Source organism: Flavobacterium hauense (assembly GCF_054457175.1).
In genome coordinates this window covers 35074-52495 of sequence record NZ_JBTKVX010000015.1, presented here as the reverse complement: position 1 = coordinate 52495, position 17422 = coordinate 35074, and the positions used below count along the sequence as shown (strand labels likewise).

Below are 17422 nucleotides of genomic sequence, written 5' to 3'. Positions count from 1 at the left end.
ATTCTATGAAAAAAGCATTCTTACGTTTAGTATTAATCATATTTATTCAACCTGCTTTTGCACAATTCGCAATAGTCAATGATGCTGACGGATACACTAATATAAGGAAAGAGCCCGGTAAATCTGAAATTATCACGCAGTTAAAAACCGGCACAATTGTCTATGGACTGCCTGAAACTGAAAAGAAATGGCAGATGGTAGATTATTCTTTGGATGATAACGCTAAAAGTGGATACATATATACTGAGAAAATTATTTATATTGATGATTTTCCTTCTATACCATTGACAAAAAATAATGCGAATATAGTTGTTTTGTCTGACGGCAAAATAACTGTAACCATTACAAAAGGAAAATTTGAGCCTAAAAAGCATACACTTGAATTTTATGATAAAGATAAGTGGCTAACAAAAATTGACGGAAGAACATTTTTGGGAACAGATGGAGGCATACCGGAATGGGAGTATAAATCGGTTGAAGTTTTAAATAACGGAAAAAAGATTATCATCCCTGCAGAAGATCTAAAGGCAATATATCAGCCAAACTTGAAAAATACCGTGGTTAACTATGACCAAAAGAATGAAACGCTATATATTCATTCGGCTAACAGTGATGGTGCCGGAGCATATGATGTGCTCTGGATAATCAAAAAAGGGACATACATGAAAAGGCATCTTATGTATGGATTTTAATATTTCTGCAAGCACAAGCGTTACTAGTACTTAAACACATAACAACAATGCACCTTAACTTCATCCAAACAGCCACACAAAAAATAACCGTAGTACAATCGGAAGAAATCGTTTTCTATAATGCGGAGGATGCTGCGGAGCTATTGATGAACTGCCGTTATAATGATTCGGAGAGCATTATCGTCTATGAACATAATCTCCCTCCTGCTTTCTTCGACCTGAAAACAAAACTTGCCGGCGATATATTACAAAAGTTCTCAACCTATCAGGGAAGGCTGGCCATTATTGGCGATTTTTCGAAGTATGAAAGCCAAAGCCTGAAGGATTTCATTTATGAAAGCAATAAAAAGGGCAGGATAAATTTTGTAAGCACTATAGAAGAAGCGGAAGCGGTATTATCCTAACAGTTATTCTATTTTCTTTCTTATCTTTAGTATCCAATATTTAAAGCTTATGAATACCATATCCTATTTCGAGATACACGTTAACGATCCTCAAAGAGCAATAGCATTTTACAGTACGGTATTTGGTTGGAAATTCACGCAGGACAAAAGCCTGCCTCTTGAATATTACCGTATAGAAACCAACGGCATGTACGGCGGATTGTTAAAACGTCCGGTAGCATCCATACCTGCTGAAGGTGCTCCCAATGCCTTTACCTGCTCTATTGAGGTCGCCGACTTCGATGCCTGCGCAGAACTGATACACGATAATGGCGGACAGGTCGCATTGCCAAAGTTTGCTGTTCACGGCAAATGCTGGCAGGGCTACTTCATTGATACGGACAATAACACTTTTGGTATTTTTGAGGTAGACCCTACCGCTGACAATTCTACTTTTTAGCTTGTTTAGTAAAATAACATATAAATAATCTGACAATCTCCTTAATCTCTTTATATTAGCGATGCTGTTATTGCAGCAATCACCGCTATGACTAAAAAAATACTACTGCTATTATTGTGCATAAGCCCTTTGTCGGCTATAGCTCAGGACACAATCAGCAAATCCATTATATCACTGGGTCTGCTCTCGTCAACTTTTAGCCAGGCACCCCGTTGGGATATTGGCTATATCCATAAGATCGACAAACGCATTTGGGTAGGAATGGAAATTGGCTACGGAAATTACGATATGGTATTTCACGGATCGTCAGGTGATGAGAATAACGAAAAAGACTATCAGCTGTTTGAAATAAGGCCTTCGGTGTATTATGACCTACGCCCTACCGGCAAGTTAAAGCACATTCCTTCGATTGAATTGTATTACATACACCATACGGACACTTATTATACCGATTGGTATCATGACAACGATGTCCCTATGTGGTACCGTTATCAACAGGCTGATTATAAGCGACAGAAATATGGCCTGAACGTAAATTACAACCTCCTTTATAATTTCGGCAAGCACTTTTCCCTCATGCAGACAATTGGCGTTGGGATAAAAATAAGAGATGTAAAATATACCAATGTGACAGGTAAAGAAGAAGCACCAAATCATGAGGAATCAGATGTGTTTTTTGCCACTACTAATTATATCGTCGAAACGGGCACAAATGTGGGGTTCAACTTTAACATGGACCTGAAACTTCTTTATAAGTTTTAAAAAAAGCTGCTATAAAAGTGTCATTCTGAACGTAATGAAATGTAGTGAAGAATCCAAATGTTTAATTAATATTAGATTCTTCCTTCGTCAGAATGACAAAAATGCATAACAAACCACTTTTGAGACAGCCTTTGCATTTATTGTAACAACGGTACTATTCTTTGTTGTACCATCTTAGAATCATCGTGCCAGTCATTATCCCTATTGTCTTTCCAGGTTGTGACCATGATTACTTCACCTTGTTTATTGATAAGTATGTACTTTGAAAAATCTGAGATATTTTCAAATTGAGGTGGAGTCATTTCTGTAATAAATTGCTTATTCCTTTTCTTAGGCTTCACTCCATAGGTTGCATCTGAGAGTACGGCTACCTTAACGGTCTTATCTAAAGCATAGATATAATCTGCACAATAATTCATTCCCTCGCTGTTTTCGGGATCAATTATCACCACATAAAAATCAAGGTCGTAATCTTTGGCAAGTTTGATTGCCGTAGGCAAATGAAGATGGCAGGGTTCGCACCAGCTTGCAAAAGTAAACAACAGCGTATTTTTCTTTTGGGAATACTTTGCTACCTCCTTTATATTTACTGAATTGATGCTGGAAATATTGAGTGTATCACGAACTTTTTTTTCGGGAGATTGCTGTGCAAACAAGGCTAACTGGCTTATTAGTGCTAGCAGTAAGATAATTTTCTTCATTGGATGATTGGGTTTAATTCTGTTGTGCCCTGAACAATGCTAAAAGCATTTCAGGATCGATCATGCCTGTTGGAGAACGCTGCATTTCTACCAATACGCTTTTCATCGCAAAAGGGCTAAGTCCCATATTTATGCCCAATTCACGTATAGCTACCTGTTCATTATCGTGCAGCACACCATCGGCCTGCATCAGCAATGCCAGCCTGTAGAATTGTAGTATGCGCTGGTGTTCCGATTTCAGTATCACTTTCTCCGAAGGTTCATCAAATAGCGTATCGAACATATCCCTCTCTATCCTAAGCTGCTGCGCAACTATAGTTAAAAACTGGAATTCACGTTCATGTATCTGTCCGTCAACTTTTGCAAAGGCAATCATTTCGGACAACAAGCTTAGTTTTTCTTCGTAGGTGTTCATCGGAATCGTTAATTTTAGCTAAATTATTCTTTTGCCCTAAAAAAACAAACTTATGAGGCTCAAATTTTTACTCCTTTTATTGTATCTTACAGGTATGAGCACAAAAGCACAGGAACATACTTATTCGCCGAACGTAACTACATTCACAATTCATTCGCCACAACTGAACGCCGACAGGAAGATATGGGTATACCTGCCATCAGACTACAAAGACAACAGCCATAAATACCCGGTGCTTTACATGCACGACGGACAGAACCTCTTTGACAAAGCCTCATCCTTTTCGGGTGAATGGCTCATTGACGAACAGCTCGACAGCCTCCATGCAAAAACTATTGTTATAGGCATTGAACATGGTGGCGACAAACGTATTGATGAGCTCACCCCCTATCCCAACGAAAAATATGGCGGCGGACATGCCGATGACTATCTTGATTTTATCGTCAATACACTAAAACCTTATGTAGATACACATTACCGTACCAAGCCTGACAAGGAGCATACAACGATATTCGGTAGTTCCGTGGGTGGACTGGTATCCTTCTATGCCGTATTGAAATATCCTAAGGTCTTCGGGAAAGCCGGGATTTTTTCGCCGTCATTCTGGTTCAGTAATGATATTTATGACCTGGCAATCACAACTGAACATATCAATGCGCGCATTTACTTTATGGCAGGTGATCACGAAAGCACAGAAATGGTAACCGACCTTGACCGTATGCTCGACATAGTGCTTACCAAAGCCAATAAAAAGAACATCAATAAGAAGATAGTACATAACGGCAGGCATAACGAGACACTATGGGCCAAAGAGTTTGCAGAAGCGTATATGTGGTTATTTGAATAGGTTTGTTTGTTGATGCGTTTGTTCAAATCATCGTAGCTTAAAACAAATCTACCTATCAACAAATAAGCAAATCAACTATTAAATACTATCTTTGCATAAAATAAAGAAGGATGAATAACAACGATGTATTTAAAAAGCTGCGTGTAGCGCTTCAGTTGAGGGATGATCAAATAGTAGAAATACTGGAATTGGTAGATTTCAGGATCTCTAAAGCTGAGATTGGTGCTTTCTTCCGCAATGCCGACCACCCTAACTTTATGGAGTGTGGCGACCAGGTACTTCGCAACTTTTTGAACGGACTTATCATTCACCTTCGCGGTACTAAAGAAGAGCCTAAAAATGCTCAGGACGTAATAAACCAGAATAAGGCTGCCGTGGCTGCTAACAAACAGCAAAAACCTGCAGGAGATGCACCATTTGCTAAGCCTAAAAAACCGGCTGCAAAGAAACCGGCCATGAAAGGACCACCGCAAAGGCCTAAAAAACCTGCTCCGGTAGTTGAAAAAGTAAAATTCAACAACGGTAAGAAAAAGAATTCGTAACGATTAGATACAAAAAAAGAGCCTTACGGCTCTTTTTTGTTTTATTCAGGTGCTACGACCGGACCATCCCACTGGGATATCCCTCCTATCAGATTGAAGGTATTAGCGATCTCAAGCTGGTTCATTATGTTACAAGCCTGGGCACTACGGGCACCAGCGGCACAGTATACATAATAATTTTTGCTCTTATCCAGTTCTTCAACGGCATAGATAAAGCCCTGCCCTTTGTAAATATCAATATTGATGGCTCCCGGAATGATACCGCGGTTCCACTCATCTTCGGTACGAACGTCAAGGATAACAGCATTGCTGTCTGCCTGAGCCTGTTCCCACCATTCTTGTTGTGATATGTTCATTTGTATTGTTTTTGACAAAGGTATTATGCTTTTATAGAACAGCCAATAGCCTTGGTCTCTTTTACCGATACTTCTTTACCTTTTACTAATGCGTCAACTGCATTCTCTACATATTTAGTCTTAACGGCAGCAGCATCTTCATAATTATCATCAATTGCGCCGATGTATTTTACCACATTACCTTTAGCTGTTTTCTGAAGTACATATACGTGTGGTGTTTTAGTAGCACCGTACTGAGGGTATATCTTCTGTCCTTCGTCTAATAGGTACGGGAAGCTGAATTTCTTGTCTTTCGCCCTTTCCTGCATTTTAGCAAAACTGTCGTCTTTTTGCTTTTCAGGATTATTAGGATTTATGGCAACAACCGGATAACCAAGTTTTTTGTATTTCTTGTCAAGCGCGATGATACGGTCTTCATAGGCTACCGCATACGGGCAATGATTACAGGTAAACACAACGATATAACCTTTAGCATCTTTTATGTCCTTAAGCGATACCTTCTTATTATCCACATTCTTAAGGCTGAAATCGGTAGCGATGTCGCCCACTTTATAACCTGTAGAAGTATTTTTTACTCCAAAAGCAGTCAGGAATGCAACAAGCATAACTGCTCCAAAAATTTTAACTGTTTTCATAGATTTATAATTTATTTAAAATTGCTTACTTCTTTTTCAAGTTCGTCATACGTAAATGACTTCTCGTAGAACTTGCGTTTGTCCTTATTATATATAAGTGTTGCCGGCAGAGCCCCGCTCCATGTTGAATCTACCTTAGGCAGCCAGGTGTTCTGATCCGGATCCCTTAAATATACTACATCGCTCTTTAGTTGTTTCTCTTTTATGAACGGCAATAGCTTGCTTTCTACCATCTTGAACATATCAAGGCTTACCAGCATTACTTTTACCTTGTCTTTTTTATATTTTTCATTCAGTTTCTCAAAATGCGGAAGCTCTTCTACACATGGTACACACCATGTAGCCCAAAAGTTCACTACATAAGTAGTATCATTTTTCTGCGAAAGGAAGTACTCAAGCTTATCGAAGTCGTATGCTTTTACGCTTACACCATCTTTACTATATACTTTTAACGGTGTAGGCGGAGCAGTTTTTTGCAATTCAGTTACCGTTTCCGACGTTTTTTCAGTTTCAGTCTCCGTTTTTTTGTTGCAGGAAGTAAACATAATGCCCAAAATCAGCATCGCTCCCACCCTTATTTTGAATGTATTCATATTTATAATTTTCTTTTTGCCCACTAAAATTAAGCCCTTCTGCCTTTATAAAATAATTTTAAGAAAATTTTAACACAACATTTGTATATACAAATATAAAACATACTACATTTGTATATACAAATTTTGTATTTACAAATATGAAAATAGAAGACATCATAAAATCGCCTGCAATGTCAACTTCAAAGAAGGTGATGATGAATATTATGTATACACAAAATGTTCTTGGTGAAAACTTTAATGAAACCGTAAAGGATTATGATCTCTCTCCTGAACAGTATAATGTACTGCGTATACTGAGAGGCCAAAAAGGGAAACCCGCCAATATGTGTGTAATCCAGGAGCGTATGATTGCCCGGACAAGCAACACAACCCGGTTGGTAGACAAACTACTGCTGAAAGGCTTGGTAACTCGTGAAGTTTGCGAAGAGAACCGCAGGAAAATGGAGATACTGATTACTGAAAAAGGACTTAATCTTCTTAGTGAGCTTGACCCGCTTTTAAATGCACATGAGGAAAAGTTTTCGAATAACCTCACCCCTACTGAACTAGAACATCTGAATACCCTGTTAGAAAAATACAGGACCATTTAATTAAATCTAAAACAATGAGCAATTACATAGAAAGCCTTAACTGGCGTTATGCAACAAAAAAATATGATGCTTCTAAGAAAGTATCTGCCGAAAATATTGAAAATCTTAAAGAAGCTGTAAGGCTAAGCGTTTCATCGATCGGACTTCAGCCTTATAAGGTATTTATCGTTGAGAGTGAAGAAATGCGCAACAAGCTTAAAGCTGCCGCAGGAGGAAACAACCAAAACCTTATCGCCGATGCTTCTCACCTGTTCATCTTTGCCAACGAGGTAAACATAGGCGAAAAACAAGTTGAGGAGTATGTAAACAATATCAGCCAAACAAGAGATATCCCTGTTGAAAACCTTAAAGGATTTAACGACTATATCAATGGTTACATAGGTTCACTTACCGATGAGCAGAAAAACGCCTGGACAATAAAACAGTCATATATTGCGCTATCTACTCTTGTAAACGCTGCTGCACATCTTAAAATAGACACTACAGCAATGGAAGGCTTTAATGCAGAAGAATTCAACACCATATTAGGCTTTGACAAACTTGGTCTTAACGCCGCTGTTATAGCTGCTGTTGGATACAGACACGAAGAAGATGCAAATCAGCACCTTAAAAAGGTAAGAAAAGCAAAAGAAGAACTTTTTACAACTATATAAATAAATTCCTTAATTTTAATAACCCAAAATAATTATTTAAACAAAAATGAAAAATCTAAAAACAATTGCAATTGCATTAGTAGTAGCTCTTTCTACACTTACAGCTACAGCTCAGGACAAAAAAATCAACACTTCAAAAAGTAAAATCAGCTGGGTTGGTGAAAAAGTAACTGGTAAACACGAAGGTACAATCAACGTTAAAGATGGTGTACTTACTTTTAAAGGAGACAAACTTACAGGCGGTAACATAACTGTAGACATGAACTCTATCCAGGCTACTGACCTTAAAGCAGGTGAAGGTAAAGAAAAACTTGAAGGGCATCTAAAAAATGATGATTTCTTTGGTACTGAAAAATACCCGACTGCAAAAATCGTTTTCAAATCGATAAAAGCTAAATCTGCAGGTGTTTATACTGTAACAGGTGACCTTACTATCAAGAAAACTACTAAACCAATTACTTTTGACCTTACTGTAGGTAAAAATTCAGCTTCATCTACACTTAAAGTTGACAGAACTAAATATGATATCACTTACGGTTCTAAAAGCTTCTTCGACAGCATAGGTGACAAAGCAATCTACGATGAGTTCACACTTGTTGTAAACTTAGTATTCTAAGACTCCGAAAAGGATTTAAATTGAATAACAAACCCACGCATTGCGTGGGTTTTGTGTTTTTACCTGCAAGGTTTTGAAACCTTGTAGGTTTTATATTTATACCTACAAGGTCTTTAAGACCTTGTAGAAAATCAAAATTAAAACAACCCTTCAATAGAAAGATACCTTTCCCCTGTATCATAGTTGAATGTAAGCACAATTGCTCCTTCCGGGATCTCAGCCAGCTTTTTGTTCACTGCTGCCAATGATGCCCCTGTAGAGATACCCGCCAGCAATCCTTCTTTCTTTGCCACTTCACGTGCAAATTCAAAAGCTTCATCCTTTCCTACCTGAATTACCCCATCAATAAGTCCGCTCTGATATATGGACGGAACAAACCCAGCCCCAATGCCCTGAAGCGGATGCGGCGACGGACTTCCCCCGCTCAACACAGGCGATAATTCAGGCTCAACAGCTAAGACCTTCAGATTTGGCCATTTCTCTTTTAAAACGGCTGCTACACCCGTAATATGACCTCCGGTTCCTACTCCGGTAATGATATAATCAAGTCCATTTGGGAAATCTTCAAATATTTCCTGAGCCGTGGTTCTTTTGTGCACATCAACATTAGCCTGATTATCAAACTGGCTTGGCGACCATGAATTTGGTGTTTTGGCCACAAGCTCATTAACTCTCTCTATGGCTCCTTTCATTCCTTTTTCGCGCGGCGTAAGTTCGAACTCTGCCCCATATATAGACATAAGTTTTCTTCGCTCCACGCTCATGCTTTCAGGCATAACCAGTATCAGCTTATATCCTTTTACTGCAGCTACTAAAGCCAGTCCAATTCCAGTATTACCTGAAGTAGGCTCAATGATAACGCTATCCGGTTTCAGGATACCTTTGGCCTCGGCATCTTCAATCATTGCAAGGGCAATCCGGTCTTTAATGCTGTTGCCCGGATTGTTACGTTCAAGCTTGATCCATACATTACGATTAGGAAATAACCTGTCAAGGCTTAGGTGCGGCGTTTTGCCTATAGTTTCTAAAATGCTTTTCGCTTTCATATATGTGAATTTTAGATTACAAAATTTAATGGTTCAGGAAATATATCCCTTGTTTTGATGCTTACTTCGCTCTTGTGATATACCATCGAATTAGGCGGAACCGAATGTGTTATCCATACATTTCCCCCAAGGATGCTTCCATCGCCAATTACCGTACTACCACCAAGTATTGTCGCATTAGCATAAATAGTTACATTATTACCAATACTAGGATGACGCCTAACTGAGGCTTCAGCCTTGCTCACGCTCAATGCGCCAAGGGTTACACCCTGGTATATTTTCACATCATTGCCAATAACAGAGGTTTCCCCGATCACGATTCCGGTACCGTGATCAATAAAAAAACGTTCACCAATTTCAGCTCCGGGATGTATATCTATTCCGGCTTTGCTGTGCACATACTCGCTCATCATCCGGGGAAGAAGCGGCACCTTGCTTTTCCATAATTCATGCGCCAGCCTGTAGACCGTTATTGCAAAGAAACCGGGATAAGAAATCAGTACTTCAGCACGCGATTTCGCCGCAGGATCGAATTCAAAAATAGCTTTTAAATCATCTTCAAGTTTTTGATAAAGTAACACTACCTTATCTTTTAAATATAAGATTAATACATCAATTTTATCATATTCAAATCCTGATAACTCAAGCAGGTGAAAGAACGTTTCATCAAGTTCTTTTTCTTTGGCTAAAAAATAGTCATAATCTGCATATTCCTCTCCAATGCAAAAGAGCCATTTAAAGAATTCCTCTATCCACTCTTCGGTCTTCAGCCTATCCGGCAAGAGTCCCGATTTTAAATAATTCGCAGTATAAACCGGATGTTTCATTGTGTTGTTTCATTAAAAAAAGCTTCCCTTTTAGGAGAAGCTTTTACGGTTATTTTCATAAGGTTGTCAACCTGAATTTATGCCATTGCAAATGCTTCTCTCAATGAAAGGCAACACATATACACACAGACATTATGGTTTACAGCACTCATAATTTGATGTTTTAGCTGAACAAAAATAAGCAAAAAAACCACTAGTCTACCATTTTAGTAGATTAATAAAAACAAAAAAATCAGTCAATAATGTTCATACCTTTGCCGGAATATATTCCACATCATGAAGAAAATACTAGTAATAGATAACTACGACAGCTTTACCTACAACCTCGTTCATTACCTTGAAGACCTTGACTGCAAGGTAACTGTATTACGAAATGATGACATCCATATAGATGAACCCGAAGAATACGACAAGATACTACTCTCTCCCGGGCCCGGTATTCCTGATGAAGCCGGTTTGCTGAAAGACATTATTAAGCGCTATGCCAACACCAAAAACATACTGGGTATTTGCCTTGGTCAGCAAGCCATTGCCGAGGTCTTTGGAGGGAAGCTGATCAACCTTGATGAAGTACATCACGGCATTGCTGCAAACATAAAAATCACTGTAAATAATGAATCTCTTTTTGCCGGAATGGGGGATACGATTTCGGTAGGAAGATACCATTCCTGGAGTGTAGATTCCGCATCTTTTCCAGACGATTTGGAAGTAACTTCGGTAGATGAAAACGGCAATATTATGTCGTTAAGACATCGTAATCTTAACGTAAAGGCAGTGCAATTTCACCCCGAATCGGTACTTACACCATTAGGAAAGCAAATTTTAGCCAATTGGGTTTCTGAATAACATAACTAAAACTATTACTTTATATAAATCAATTAATATATCTGAATACTAAATAATTAAATATCCAATATAGAATTTATCTATAGGTGTTTTCGCAAACGTTTTTTGTTAAAAAAATGTTAACAACACGTTTAAACAAACGTTTAATTTAAACAAGTGTTTAACTTTGCATCGCAAATAACACTTAAAAAGAATGACGGAGTTTAACGATAAACAATTAGAGATTTTGCAGGTAGCTGAAAAGCTGTTTGCAGAAGACGGTTTTGACGGTACTTCAATACGCCAGATTGCAAAAGAAGCCAAGGTAAATATCGCGATGATATCGTATTACTTTGGTTCGAAAGAAAAGCTGCTTGAGACACTGATCATAGATCGTACATCGGGCATGAAAATGCAATTGGAAAACATCTACCGCGACGACCTTTCCCCTGTTGAAAAAGTTGATAGGCTTATTGATCTTTACATTACCCGCATCAACAAAAACAAATGCATGTACCAGATACTGCATTTTGAGATTTCCAATAAAAAAAGGATCATGGACATGCAGGCCTTCATGGATATCAAAAAAGAAAATTCAGAGCTTTTCAGGATGATCATTGCTGACGGGCAGGAAAAAGGAATTTTCAGGAAAGATGTAAACATCCCACTTATCACCCCTACCATTATGGGCATCCTTGTTAATTTCCAGATGAACAGGCTGTATTTTGAACAGATACTTAATCTGCACACCGAGGAGGATTTTGAAAATTATATTCTAAACGAGCTTACTGCTCACATAAAACAAACCATTAAAGCGCTTTTAGCACATGAAAATTAAGCACCTACTGCCCTGCAGCCTTCTGTTTTTTGCTGTAGCCCTACAGGCTCAGGAGAAGAAACAGCTTTCGCTGGATGAGGCAATAAACCTGGCAGTAACCAAAAGTACCGAAGCAACCCTTGCCGATACCAAGGTGGCTACTTCTAAATTTGACCTTGAGAATACCAGGAATAGTCAATATCCTGACTTCAAGGTTTCAGGCCAATACATGAGGATTACAAATCCTAACCTTAAGCTTAGAATGCCATTGGGCAACAGCGAGCCGGCCGAAGGCGAAACAGCATCTGCTTCTCCGGAAGTAAACCAGATCATGTTTGCCCAGGCGAGCGCAAGCATGCCCCTATTCTCGGGCTTTAAGATCAAGAACAGCATTAATGCTTCAGAGAACCTGTACCAGGCACAAACATTCAACGCAGCCAATACCAAAGAACAACTGGCTATGCAGGCAGTTGTACTGTATGTAAACCTGTACAAGGCCCAGGAATCTATCAGCCTGATTAAAGAAAACCTGAAAAGTGCCGATCAGCGTGTAAAAGATTTTACCGCCATGGAGCAGAACGGTCTTTTAGCACGTAACGACTTATTGAAATCGCAATTGCAGGTAAGTAACATTCAGGCTACTCTTGATGATGCCATTGCAAAAGAAGCGAACATCAACTTCCAGTTGGTCACCTTCCTTAAGCTACCTGACGGAACCAAATTAACTCCCAATGCCTCTTATTTCAAAAATGCAGGCGGTTTAACGCCTTCAGTAAGCGAAAGTGAAGCCATTGCTCAGCGTAACGATTTAGAAGCGCTTAGATGGCAGGAAAAAGCGTCGGAGGCCAACGTTAAAATCGCCAAAGGAGATTACTATCCCTCTATCGCATTTTCTGCAGGTTATGTCGCCCTTGACATTCAAAATGTAGTTCAGGTAACCAATGCCATGAATTTTGGCGTAGGTGTATCGTATGACCTTGCCGGGATATTCAAAAATGGTAAAAAAGTAAAAGCAGCCCAAAGCCGTGCTGAAGAGACTAAACAACAGCTGGCCATACAGACTGACCGCGTTAAGGTAGAGATACACGAATCGCTTGAGAATTACAACCTGAGCATCAAACAGAACAAATCATTTACTGATGCTGTAGAGCAGTCGGGTGAGAATTACAGAATCGTTAAAGACAAATACGATAACGGACTGGTAGACACTAATGATTTGCTTGATGCCGACGTTGAACAGCTTCGCGCCAAAATAAATGAGACTTTCTCTAAAGCAGAAATTACACAGCGTTATTATGAATTGCTGAATGCTTCAGGAAAACTGACCGATTCTTTTAATCTTACACAAAACAACAAATAATTATACTCCGTCATGGAAAATAGCACTAAGAAGAAAACAAACAAAAAGTTCATGGTAATACTTGGAGCCTTGGTTATACTGGGCGGCGGTTATGGAACTTATAAATATGTTCACTCACTGTCTCACGAAACTACCGATGATGCACAGATCGAGAAAAACATGAACCCTATCATTCCGCGCGTTACCGGATACATTACCAAAGTATATGTAAAAGATAACGACGTTGTAAAAAAAGGCGACACACTTTTCGTTATAGACAATAAGGATTACCTTGTAAGGGTAGAAGATGCCAAAGCGGCTCTTGTTGCTGCACAGGGAAGCTATGAAGCTGCTAAAGCTGATGTAGGCGGTGCTTCGGCAAACATTTCGGTATCTGAAGCTAATATTCAGTCATCACAGGGTAACATCGAAGCGGCCAAAGTAAGGCTTTGGAGAGCAACTAACGATTTCCAGCGTTTTGAAAACCTATACAAAAACAAATCGATCACTAAACAACAGTACGAGCAGGCACAGGCTACAAAACAGGAAGCTGAAGCTCAGCTGAAAGTATTGCAACAGGCTGCCGCAGCTAGCAAATCTCAAAAAAATGCAAGCCTTTCGAGATCGGCTGTTTCAGGAAAACAGACAGAAGTAGCATCGGCCAACATCAAAAGAGCACAGGCCGCTCTTGATGCTGCAAACCTTAACCTTAGCTATACTATAGTTACTGCAGCGATTGACGGTCAGGTTTCTACCGTAGACATTCAGCCGGGACAACTTGTACAGCCGGGTCAGGCATTATTTTATATTATCAATACTCAGGAAGCATGGGTGGTGGCTAACTTTAAAGAGACACAGCTTACCAAAATGAAAGAAGGCCAAAAAGTAACTATCGAGGCAGATGCTTATCCCGGTGTTGAATTTGAAGGCATAATAACAAGCTTCTCTCCTGCTACTGGTGCACGTTTCTCTCTACTGCCTCCTGACAATGCTACCGGTAACTTTGTTAAGACTATCCAAAGGCTTCCTGTAAAAATAAGCCTTACCGAAAATAACGATAAAGAAAAAGTAAAACTGCTGCGTCCGGGTATGAATGTGGATGTAGACGTACATTTAAAATAACATTATGGCAGGAGCAGCAACAGCAGCAGACGACAGTTTAGTTGAATACGGCTTCAGGCGAGTTATCATCACGATAACGGCGGTACTATGTGCCCTGCTTGAAATTGTAGACACAACTATTGTTAACGTTGCATTAAACGATATGCGCGGTACCCTTGGGGCAACCTTAACGGATGTTGCGTGGGTAATTACCGCCTATGCTATTGCTAACGTAATAGTAATCCCTATGACGAGCTGGCTGTCACAACAGTTTGGCCGACGAAACTACTTTGCCGCATCTATTGTCATATTTACGATAGCATCATTCCTCTGCGGTAATGCAACGAACATTTGGGAGCTTGTTGCTTTCAGGTTCATTCAGGGTATGGGTGGTGGAGCACTGCTTGTAACCGCGCAAACCATTATTACAGAGAGTTATCCTGCCGCAAAACGTGGTATGGCACAGGCGATTTATGGTATGGGTGTAATTGTAGGACCAACATTAGGACCGCCTTTGGGAGGATGGATCGTAGATAATTACTCATGGGATTGGATATTTTACATCAATGTTCCGTTGGGTATTATCGCTACGATACTAACCATAATGTTTGTAAAGAGTCCTAAATATGGTGAAAAACTAAAAGCAAACCAGGTAGACTGGTGGGGTATGGTCTTTCTTATAATGTTTATTGGTTCACTACAATTTGTACTGGAACATGGCCAGCAGGATGATTGGTTTGAAGATCCGCTTATTACAGGATTAAGTGTCCTGACTGTTTTTGGGCTTCTTGCCTTTATATGGAGGGAATCGGTATATAAATATCCTATAGTGAACCTTAAGGTTCTTAACGACAGTAACCTGAGGATAGGTACCATTTTATGTTTCATCATGGGATTTGGTTTGTATGGCTCAACGTTTGTTATACCTATTTACACTCAGTCAATATTAGGATGGACAGCGCTTGATGCCGGTATGCTTCTTATACCGAGTTCGATAATGACAGCATTCATGATGCCTATAATCGGGCAGATGATTCAGCGTGGCGTTCCACAAACCTACATGGTTGCGACAGGATTTATGATATTTTTTGGATTTACCTTCTGGATGTACAGCATTATGACCCCGGATACCGGAAGCGAACATATGTTCTGGCCGCTTATCATGCGAGGCATGGGGCTTGGATTGTTATTTGTACCAATAACCACAATGGCGCTTTCTACCCTTAAAGGAAAAAGCATAGGAGAAGGTGCTGCATTTACAGGAATGATGCGCCAGCTTGGAGGATCATTCGGTATTGCGATCATAAGCACATTCATTACCCGTTTTACACAAAGTCACAGAGTAAACCTTGTGAGCCACGAACAGATAACCGATTTTGCCGTACAGCAAAGGGTACAGCAGCTTACCGCCGGCTTTATGTCTAAAGGATATTCAATGAGTGAAGCCACAGCCAAAGCATATAAAGCTATGGAAGGAGCTGTACTAAAACAGGCAACAGTATTGTCTTATATGGATGTGTTTCTTTACCTGGGTATTCTCTTCCTTGTTTGTATACCTTTTATCCTATTGGTAAGACAAGGAAAAAATAAAATAGACATGAGCGACGCCATGCACTAAGAGAAGTATTCAGTATTCAGCCTGCCTATCGGCAGACAGGTCACAGTTGGCAGCAAAGCTTTATATTATATAAATAAGGCCTGTCAGAAATGATGGGCCTCTTTAAATCATCAATCAAAATCAAAAATCAAATCAAAATGGAAAAAAATTACGATCAGCATAAGGTTTCACAACAGGAAACCGAAAGCAAAAAAGAAAGCATCAGCATTGAGGCTATAAATAAAGACAGTATCATGACTGCTCTTAAACGCCTTTTAGGGCAGGACAAAGAGCACGATATTCACGGATTATCAGAATTTGCGTGGCCATAAACACAAGTTTGCAGTGGTCAGTATACAAGTTCTATCAAAGCAAAATATAACTCCTGATCTGGTTATATACACATCTGTTCTAAAAACCGAAACGCCGAAGATTCTGATTTCTCTTCGGCGTTTCTTATTTTATTCCAGTATAAAGTCTATTTCTGCGGCATCCTTATCGCTTATATGTCCAAAACGAAGATATACTTCTGCCTTTTTCATCCATGAAGTCTCAAGTAATAAGGGGTGTATAGTTTTAAAAAGCTCTTCGGCATTATGCCCATACAGAAATAATGTCCCATCGGAACCATCCATATTTATCTCATGGCCATCAAGTTCCCCTACCTCTTCATTGAAAAGCAATATTCTTAGCTTGCTTTCAAGGGCATGAAGTTCATCCAGCTCCTCATAACCATAATAGAAGTTGATGATAACCGAATGCTTGTACTCCCTCTCTGTATTTTCAAGCTTAAATAAATCCTCTATCCTCATTTATTTTTTCTATTCTTTATTTAATATTGATTCCTACAACCAGCAACTATTACCTCGTAAATACTAACGTATTGTCTTTAGATAGTTTTGGGTCGAATTTGTAACCCTCATAATCAAAACCTTTAAGTCCTTTCAGGGTCTTTACATTTTTATCGATAATGTAACGTACCATCATGCCTCTGGCCTTCTTAGCAAAGAAACTGATCATTTTAAGTTTACCATCCTTATAATCCCTGAATTCAGGTGTAATGACAGGTACTTTCAGTGCTTTTACATCTACTGCGCTAAAATACTCGTTGCTCGCCAGGTTAATGAACAATTCATCATCCTTAAGTTCGTCATTCAGTGCCTGAGTGATGGTCTTTTTCCAGAATTCATAAAGATTCTTGCTCTCGCCTATCGGCATTTGCGTTCCCATCTCAAGACGGTATGGCTGAATAAGATCAAGCGGCTTCAACAGTCCATACAAGCCTGAAAGTATCCTCAAAGAGTCCTGTATCTTGTTGATTTTAGATGCAGGTAATGTATAAGCATCGAGTCCTGTATATACATCCCCGTTAAAAGCATACATTGCTGGGCGTGCATTTTTAGTTGTGAATGGCAGTTTCCATTCCTGATTGCGCTGCCAGTTGAGCTCCGCAAGCTTGTCAGATATATCCATCAGTTCACGCAATTCATTAGGCGATTTTTCTTTTAAAGTTTTGTGAACCTCTTCGGCATTTGCCAAAAAAGCGGATTCGGTATATTTTCGTGAAGGGAGTTTAGTTTCAAAGTCCAGCGACTTGGCCGGCGATATTACAATTTTCATAA

The 17422-nt window shown here is 39.4% G+C and carries 24 protein-coding genes; 15 read left to right on the top strand and 9 right to left on the bottom strand.

Annotated features, from left to right (window positions below; all coding sequences use genetic code 11):
* Nucleotides 1-5 precede the first annotated feature (5 nt).
* The 4 genes from ACX0HA_RS12125 to ACX0HA_RS12110 all read left to right on the top strand — a co-directional run bounded on the left by ACX0HA_RS12125 (nucleotide 6) and on the right by ACX0HA_RS12110 (nucleotide 2297).
* Nucleotides 6-692: an SH3 domain-containing protein gene (locus ACX0HA_RS12125; protein ID WP_458845556.1), complete on the top strand. Its 687-nt coding sequence runs from the start codon at nucleotides 6-8 to the stop codon at nucleotides 690-692.
* Nucleotides 693-739: 47 nt separating this feature from the next.
* A complete protein-coding gene (locus tag ACX0HA_RS12120) occupies nucleotides 740-1096 on the top strand; it encodes a DUF4180 domain-containing protein (protein WP_458845555.1) in 357 nt (118 codons plus the stop codon).
* A 49-nt stretch (nucleotides 1097-1145) separates the two neighbouring features.
* The gene (locus ACX0HA_RS12115) at nucleotides 1146-1535 is read left to right on the top strand and encodes a VOC family protein (protein ID WP_458845554.1); all 390 of its coding nucleotides are present in this window, start codon (nucleotides 1146-1148) and stop codon (nucleotides 1533-1535) included.
* An 87-nt stretch (nucleotides 1536-1622) separates the two neighbouring features.
* Nucleotides 1623-2297 (top strand): hypothetical protein, encoded by a 675-nt coding sequence (locus tag ACX0HA_RS12110; RefSeq protein WP_458845553.1) that lies wholly within the window; start codon nucleotides 1623-1625, stop codon nucleotides 2295-2297.
* Nucleotides 2298-2434: 137 nt separating this feature from the next.
* Here the strand turns inward: ACX0HA_RS12110 and ACX0HA_RS12105 are convergent, their stop codons facing one another.
* On the bottom strand, nucleotides 2435-2998 hold the full coding sequence (locus tag ACX0HA_RS12105; protein WP_458845552.1) for a redoxin family protein: 564 nt from the start codon (nucleotides 2996-2998) through the stop codon (nucleotides 2435-2437).
* Nucleotides 2999-3011: 13 nt separating this feature from the next.
* Entirely contained in the window at nucleotides 3012-3413 is a 402-nt protein-coding gene (locus tag ACX0HA_RS12100; protein ID WP_458845551.1) for a tellurite resistance TerB family protein, read from the bottom strand.
* A 52-nt stretch (nucleotides 3414-3465) separates the two neighbouring features.
* On the opposite strand from ACX0HA_RS12100, the gene ACX0HA_RS12095 reads away from it, so the two are divergent.
* Both ACX0HA_RS12095 and ACX0HA_RS12090 read left to right on the top strand, forming a co-directional pair.
* Nucleotides 3466-4260, top strand: coding sequence for an alpha/beta hydrolase (locus tag ACX0HA_RS12095; protein WP_458845550.1), 795 nt, complete (start codon nucleotides 3466-3468; stop codon nucleotides 4258-4260).
* A gap of 110 nt (nucleotides 4261-4370) precedes the next feature.
* On the top strand, nucleotides 4371-4802 hold the full coding sequence (locus ACX0HA_RS12090) for a DUF1456 family protein (protein ID WP_458845549.1): 432 nt from the start codon (nucleotides 4371-4373) through the stop codon (nucleotides 4800-4802).
* A gap of 41 nt (nucleotides 4803-4843) precedes the next feature.
* Here ACX0HA_RS12090 and ACX0HA_RS12085 read toward each other — a convergent pair whose 3' ends face one another.
* From ACX0HA_RS12085 to ACX0HA_RS12075, 3 genes are read right to left on the bottom strand one after another with little or no spacing between them, the layout of a single operon-like run.
* On the bottom strand, nucleotides 4844-5158 hold the full coding sequence (locus tag ACX0HA_RS12085; RefSeq protein ID WP_458845548.1) for a rhodanese-like domain-containing protein: 315 nt from the start codon (nucleotides 5156-5158) through the stop codon (nucleotides 4844-4846).
* 23 nt (nucleotides 5159-5181) lie between these two features.
* Entirely contained in the window at nucleotides 5182-5793 is a 612-nt protein-coding gene (locus tag ACX0HA_RS12080) for a thioredoxin family protein (RefSeq protein ID WP_458845547.1), read from the bottom strand.
* An 11-nt stretch (nucleotides 5794-5804) separates the two neighbouring features.
* Nucleotides 5805-6386 carry a TlpA disulfide reductase family protein gene (locus ACX0HA_RS12075; RefSeq protein ID WP_458845546.1) on the bottom strand — a complete coding sequence of 194 codons (582 nt, stop codon included), beginning with the start codon at nucleotides 6384-6386 and terminating at the stop codon, nucleotides 5805-5807.
* Nucleotides 6387-6526: 140 nt separating this feature from the next.
* On the opposite strand from ACX0HA_RS12075, the gene ACX0HA_RS12070 reads away from it, so the two are divergent.
* From ACX0HA_RS12070 to ACX0HA_RS12060, 3 genes are read left to right on the top strand one after another with little or no spacing between them, the layout of a single operon-like run.
* On the top strand, nucleotides 6527-6979 hold the full coding sequence (locus ACX0HA_RS12070; protein WP_458845545.1) for a MarR family winged helix-turn-helix transcriptional regulator: 453 nt from the start codon (nucleotides 6527-6529) through the stop codon (nucleotides 6977-6979).
* 14 nt (nucleotides 6980-6993) lie between these two features.
* Nucleotides 6994-7632 (top strand): NAD(P)H-dependent oxidoreductase, encoded by a 639-nt coding sequence (locus ACX0HA_RS12065; protein ID WP_458845544.1) that lies wholly within the window; start codon nucleotides 6994-6996, stop codon nucleotides 7630-7632.
* Between the two features lie 46 nt (nucleotides 7633-7678).
* On the top strand, nucleotides 7679-8248 hold the full coding sequence (locus ACX0HA_RS12060) for a YceI family protein (protein WP_458845543.1): 570 nt from the start codon (nucleotides 7679-7681) through the stop codon (nucleotides 8246-8248).
* A gap of 137 nt (nucleotides 8249-8385) precedes the next feature.
* Here the strand turns inward: ACX0HA_RS12060 and cysK are convergent, their stop codons facing one another.
* Both cysK and epsC read right to left on the bottom strand, forming a co-directional pair.
* The gene (gene cysK / locus ACX0HA_RS12055; protein ID WP_458845542.1) at nucleotides 8386-9294 is read right to left on the bottom strand and encodes a cysteine synthase A; all 909 of its coding nucleotides are present in this window, start codon (nucleotides 9292-9294) and stop codon (nucleotides 8386-8388) included.
* 11 nt (nucleotides 9295-9305) lie between these two features.
* Nucleotides 9306-10121, bottom strand: a complete 816-nt coding sequence (epsC, locus tag ACX0HA_RS12050) for a serine O-acetyltransferase EpsC (RefSeq protein WP_458845541.1) — start codon at nucleotides 10119-10121, stop codon at nucleotides 9306-9308.
* A gap of 276 nt (nucleotides 10122-10397) precedes the next feature.
* On the opposite strand from epsC, the gene ACX0HA_RS12045 reads away from it, so the two are divergent.
* From ACX0HA_RS12045 to ACX0HA_RS12020, 6 genes are all read left to right on the top strand, one after another.
* Nucleotides 10398-10967, top strand: coding sequence for an anthranilate synthase component II (locus ACX0HA_RS12045; protein WP_458845540.1), 570 nt, complete (start codon nucleotides 10398-10400; stop codon nucleotides 10965-10967).
* Between the two features lie 193 nt (nucleotides 10968-11160).
* Nucleotides 11161-11784 carry a TetR/AcrR family transcriptional regulator gene (locus ACX0HA_RS12040; protein WP_458845539.1) on the top strand — a complete coding sequence of 208 codons (624 nt, stop codon included), beginning with the start codon at nucleotides 11161-11163 and terminating at the stop codon, nucleotides 11782-11784.
* Nucleotides 11774-13123, top strand: a complete 1350-nt coding sequence (locus ACX0HA_RS12035; RefSeq protein ID WP_458845538.1) for a TolC family protein — start codon at nucleotides 11774-11776, stop codon at nucleotides 13121-13123. Before ACX0HA_RS12040 ends, ACX0HA_RS12035 begins: the two co-directional genes overlap by 11 nt.
* A 12-nt stretch (nucleotides 13124-13135) precedes the next feature.
* Nucleotides 13136-14224: an HlyD family secretion protein gene (locus ACX0HA_RS12030; RefSeq protein ID WP_458845537.1), complete on the top strand. Its 1089-nt coding sequence runs from the start codon at nucleotides 13136-13138 to the stop codon at nucleotides 14222-14224.
* 4 nt (nucleotides 14225-14228) lie between these two features.
* Nucleotides 14229-15821 (top strand): MDR family MFS transporter, encoded by a 1593-nt coding sequence (locus ACX0HA_RS12025; protein WP_458845536.1) that lies wholly within the window; start codon nucleotides 14229-14231, stop codon nucleotides 15819-15821.
* Nucleotides 15822-15958: 137 nt separating this feature from the next.
* A complete protein-coding gene (locus ACX0HA_RS12020) occupies nucleotides 15959-16132 on the top strand; it encodes a hypothetical protein (RefSeq protein WP_458845535.1) in 174 nt (57 codons plus the stop codon).
* A 129-nt stretch (nucleotides 16133-16261) separates the two neighbouring features.
* On the opposite strand, the gene ACX0HA_RS12015 is transcribed toward ACX0HA_RS12020, so the two are convergent.
* Nucleotides 16262-16612 (bottom strand): hypothetical protein, encoded by a 351-nt coding sequence (locus ACX0HA_RS12015; protein ID WP_458845534.1) that lies wholly within the window; start codon nucleotides 16610-16612, stop codon nucleotides 16262-16264.
* Between the two features lie 49 nt (nucleotides 16613-16661).
* Nucleotides 16662-17420, bottom strand: a complete 759-nt coding sequence (gene yaaA / locus ACX0HA_RS12010; RefSeq protein ID WP_458845533.1) for a peroxide stress protein YaaA — start codon at nucleotides 17418-17420, stop codon at nucleotides 16662-16664.
* Nucleotides 17421-17422: the final 2 nt, after the last annotated feature.

Coding starts and splice junctions, on each gene's coding strand:
- ACX0HA_RS12125 (WP_458845556.1), top strand. CDS start 6: ATGAAAAAAGCATTCTTACGTTTAGTATTAATCATATTTATTCAACCT.
- ACX0HA_RS12120 (WP_458845555.1), top strand. CDS start 740: ATGCACCTTAACTTCATCCAAACAGCCACACAAAAAATAACCGTAGTA.
- ACX0HA_RS12115 (WP_458845554.1), top strand. CDS start 1,146: ATGAATACCATATCCTATTTCGAGATACACGTTAACGATCCTCAAAGA.
- ACX0HA_RS12110 (WP_458845553.1), top strand. CDS start 1,623: ATGACTAAAAAAATACTACTGCTATTATTGTGCATAAGCCCTTTGTCG.
- ACX0HA_RS12105 (WP_458845552.1), bottom strand. CDS start 2,998: ATGAAGAAAATTATCTTACTGCTAGCACTAATAAGCCAGTTAGCCTTG.
- ACX0HA_RS12100 (WP_458845551.1), bottom strand. CDS start 3,413: ATGAACACCTACGAAGAAAAACTAAGCTTGTTGTCCGAAATGATTGCC.
- ACX0HA_RS12095 (WP_458845550.1), top strand. CDS start 3,466: ATGAGGCTCAAATTTTTACTCCTTTTATTGTATCTTACAGGTATGAGC.
- ACX0HA_RS12090 (WP_458845549.1), top strand. CDS start 4,371: ATGAATAACAACGATGTATTTAAAAAGCTGCGTGTAGCGCTTCAGTTG.
- ACX0HA_RS12085 (WP_458845548.1), bottom strand. CDS start 5,158: ATGAACATATCACAACAAGAATGGTGGGAACAGGCTCAGGCAGACAGC.
- ACX0HA_RS12080 (WP_458845547.1), bottom strand. CDS start 5,793: ATGAAAACAGTTAAAATTTTTGGAGCAGTTATGCTTGTTGCATTCCTG.
- ACX0HA_RS12075 (WP_458845546.1), bottom strand. CDS start 6,386: ATGAATACATTCAAAATAAGGGTGGGAGCGATGCTGATTTTGGGCATT.
- ACX0HA_RS12070 (WP_458845545.1), top strand. CDS start 6,527: ATGAAAATAGAAGACATCATAAAATCGCCTGCAATGTCAACTTCAAAG.
- ACX0HA_RS12065 (WP_458845544.1), top strand. CDS start 6,994: ATGAGCAATTACATAGAAAGCCTTAACTGGCGTTATGCAACAAAAAAA.
- ACX0HA_RS12060 (WP_458845543.1), top strand. CDS start 7,679: ATGAAAAATCTAAAAACAATTGCAATTGCATTAGTAGTAGCTCTTTCT.
- cysK (WP_458845542.1), bottom strand. CDS start 9,294: ATGAAAGCGAAAAGCATTTTAGAAACTATAGGCAAAACGCCGCACCTA.
- epsC (WP_458845541.1), bottom strand. CDS start 10,121: ATGAAACATCCGGTTTATACTGCGAATTATTTAAAATCGGGACTCTTG.
- ACX0HA_RS12045 (WP_458845540.1), top strand. CDS start 10,398: ATGAAGAAAATACTAGTAATAGATAACTACGACAGCTTTACCTACAAC.
- ACX0HA_RS12040 (WP_458845539.1), top strand. CDS start 11,161: ATGACGGAGTTTAACGATAAACAATTAGAGATTTTGCAGGTAGCTGAA.
- ACX0HA_RS12035 (WP_458845538.1), top strand. CDS start 11,774: ATGAAAATTAAGCACCTACTGCCCTGCAGCCTTCTGTTTTTTGCTGTA.
- ACX0HA_RS12030 (WP_458845537.1), top strand. CDS start 13,136: ATGGAAAATAGCACTAAGAAGAAAACAAACAAAAAGTTCATGGTAATA.
- ACX0HA_RS12025 (WP_458845536.1), top strand. CDS start 14,229: ATGGCAGGAGCAGCAACAGCAGCAGACGACAGTTTAGTTGAATACGGC.
- ACX0HA_RS12020 (WP_458845535.1), top strand. CDS start 15,959: ATGGAAAAAAATTACGATCAGCATAAGGTTTCACAACAGGAAACCGAA.
- ACX0HA_RS12015 (WP_458845534.1), bottom strand. CDS start 16,612: ATGAGGATAGAGGATTTATTTAAGCTTGAAAATACAGAGAGGGAGTAC.
- yaaA (WP_458845533.1), bottom strand. CDS start 17,420: ATGAAAATTGTAATATCGCCGGCCAAGTCGCTGGACTTTGAAACTAAA.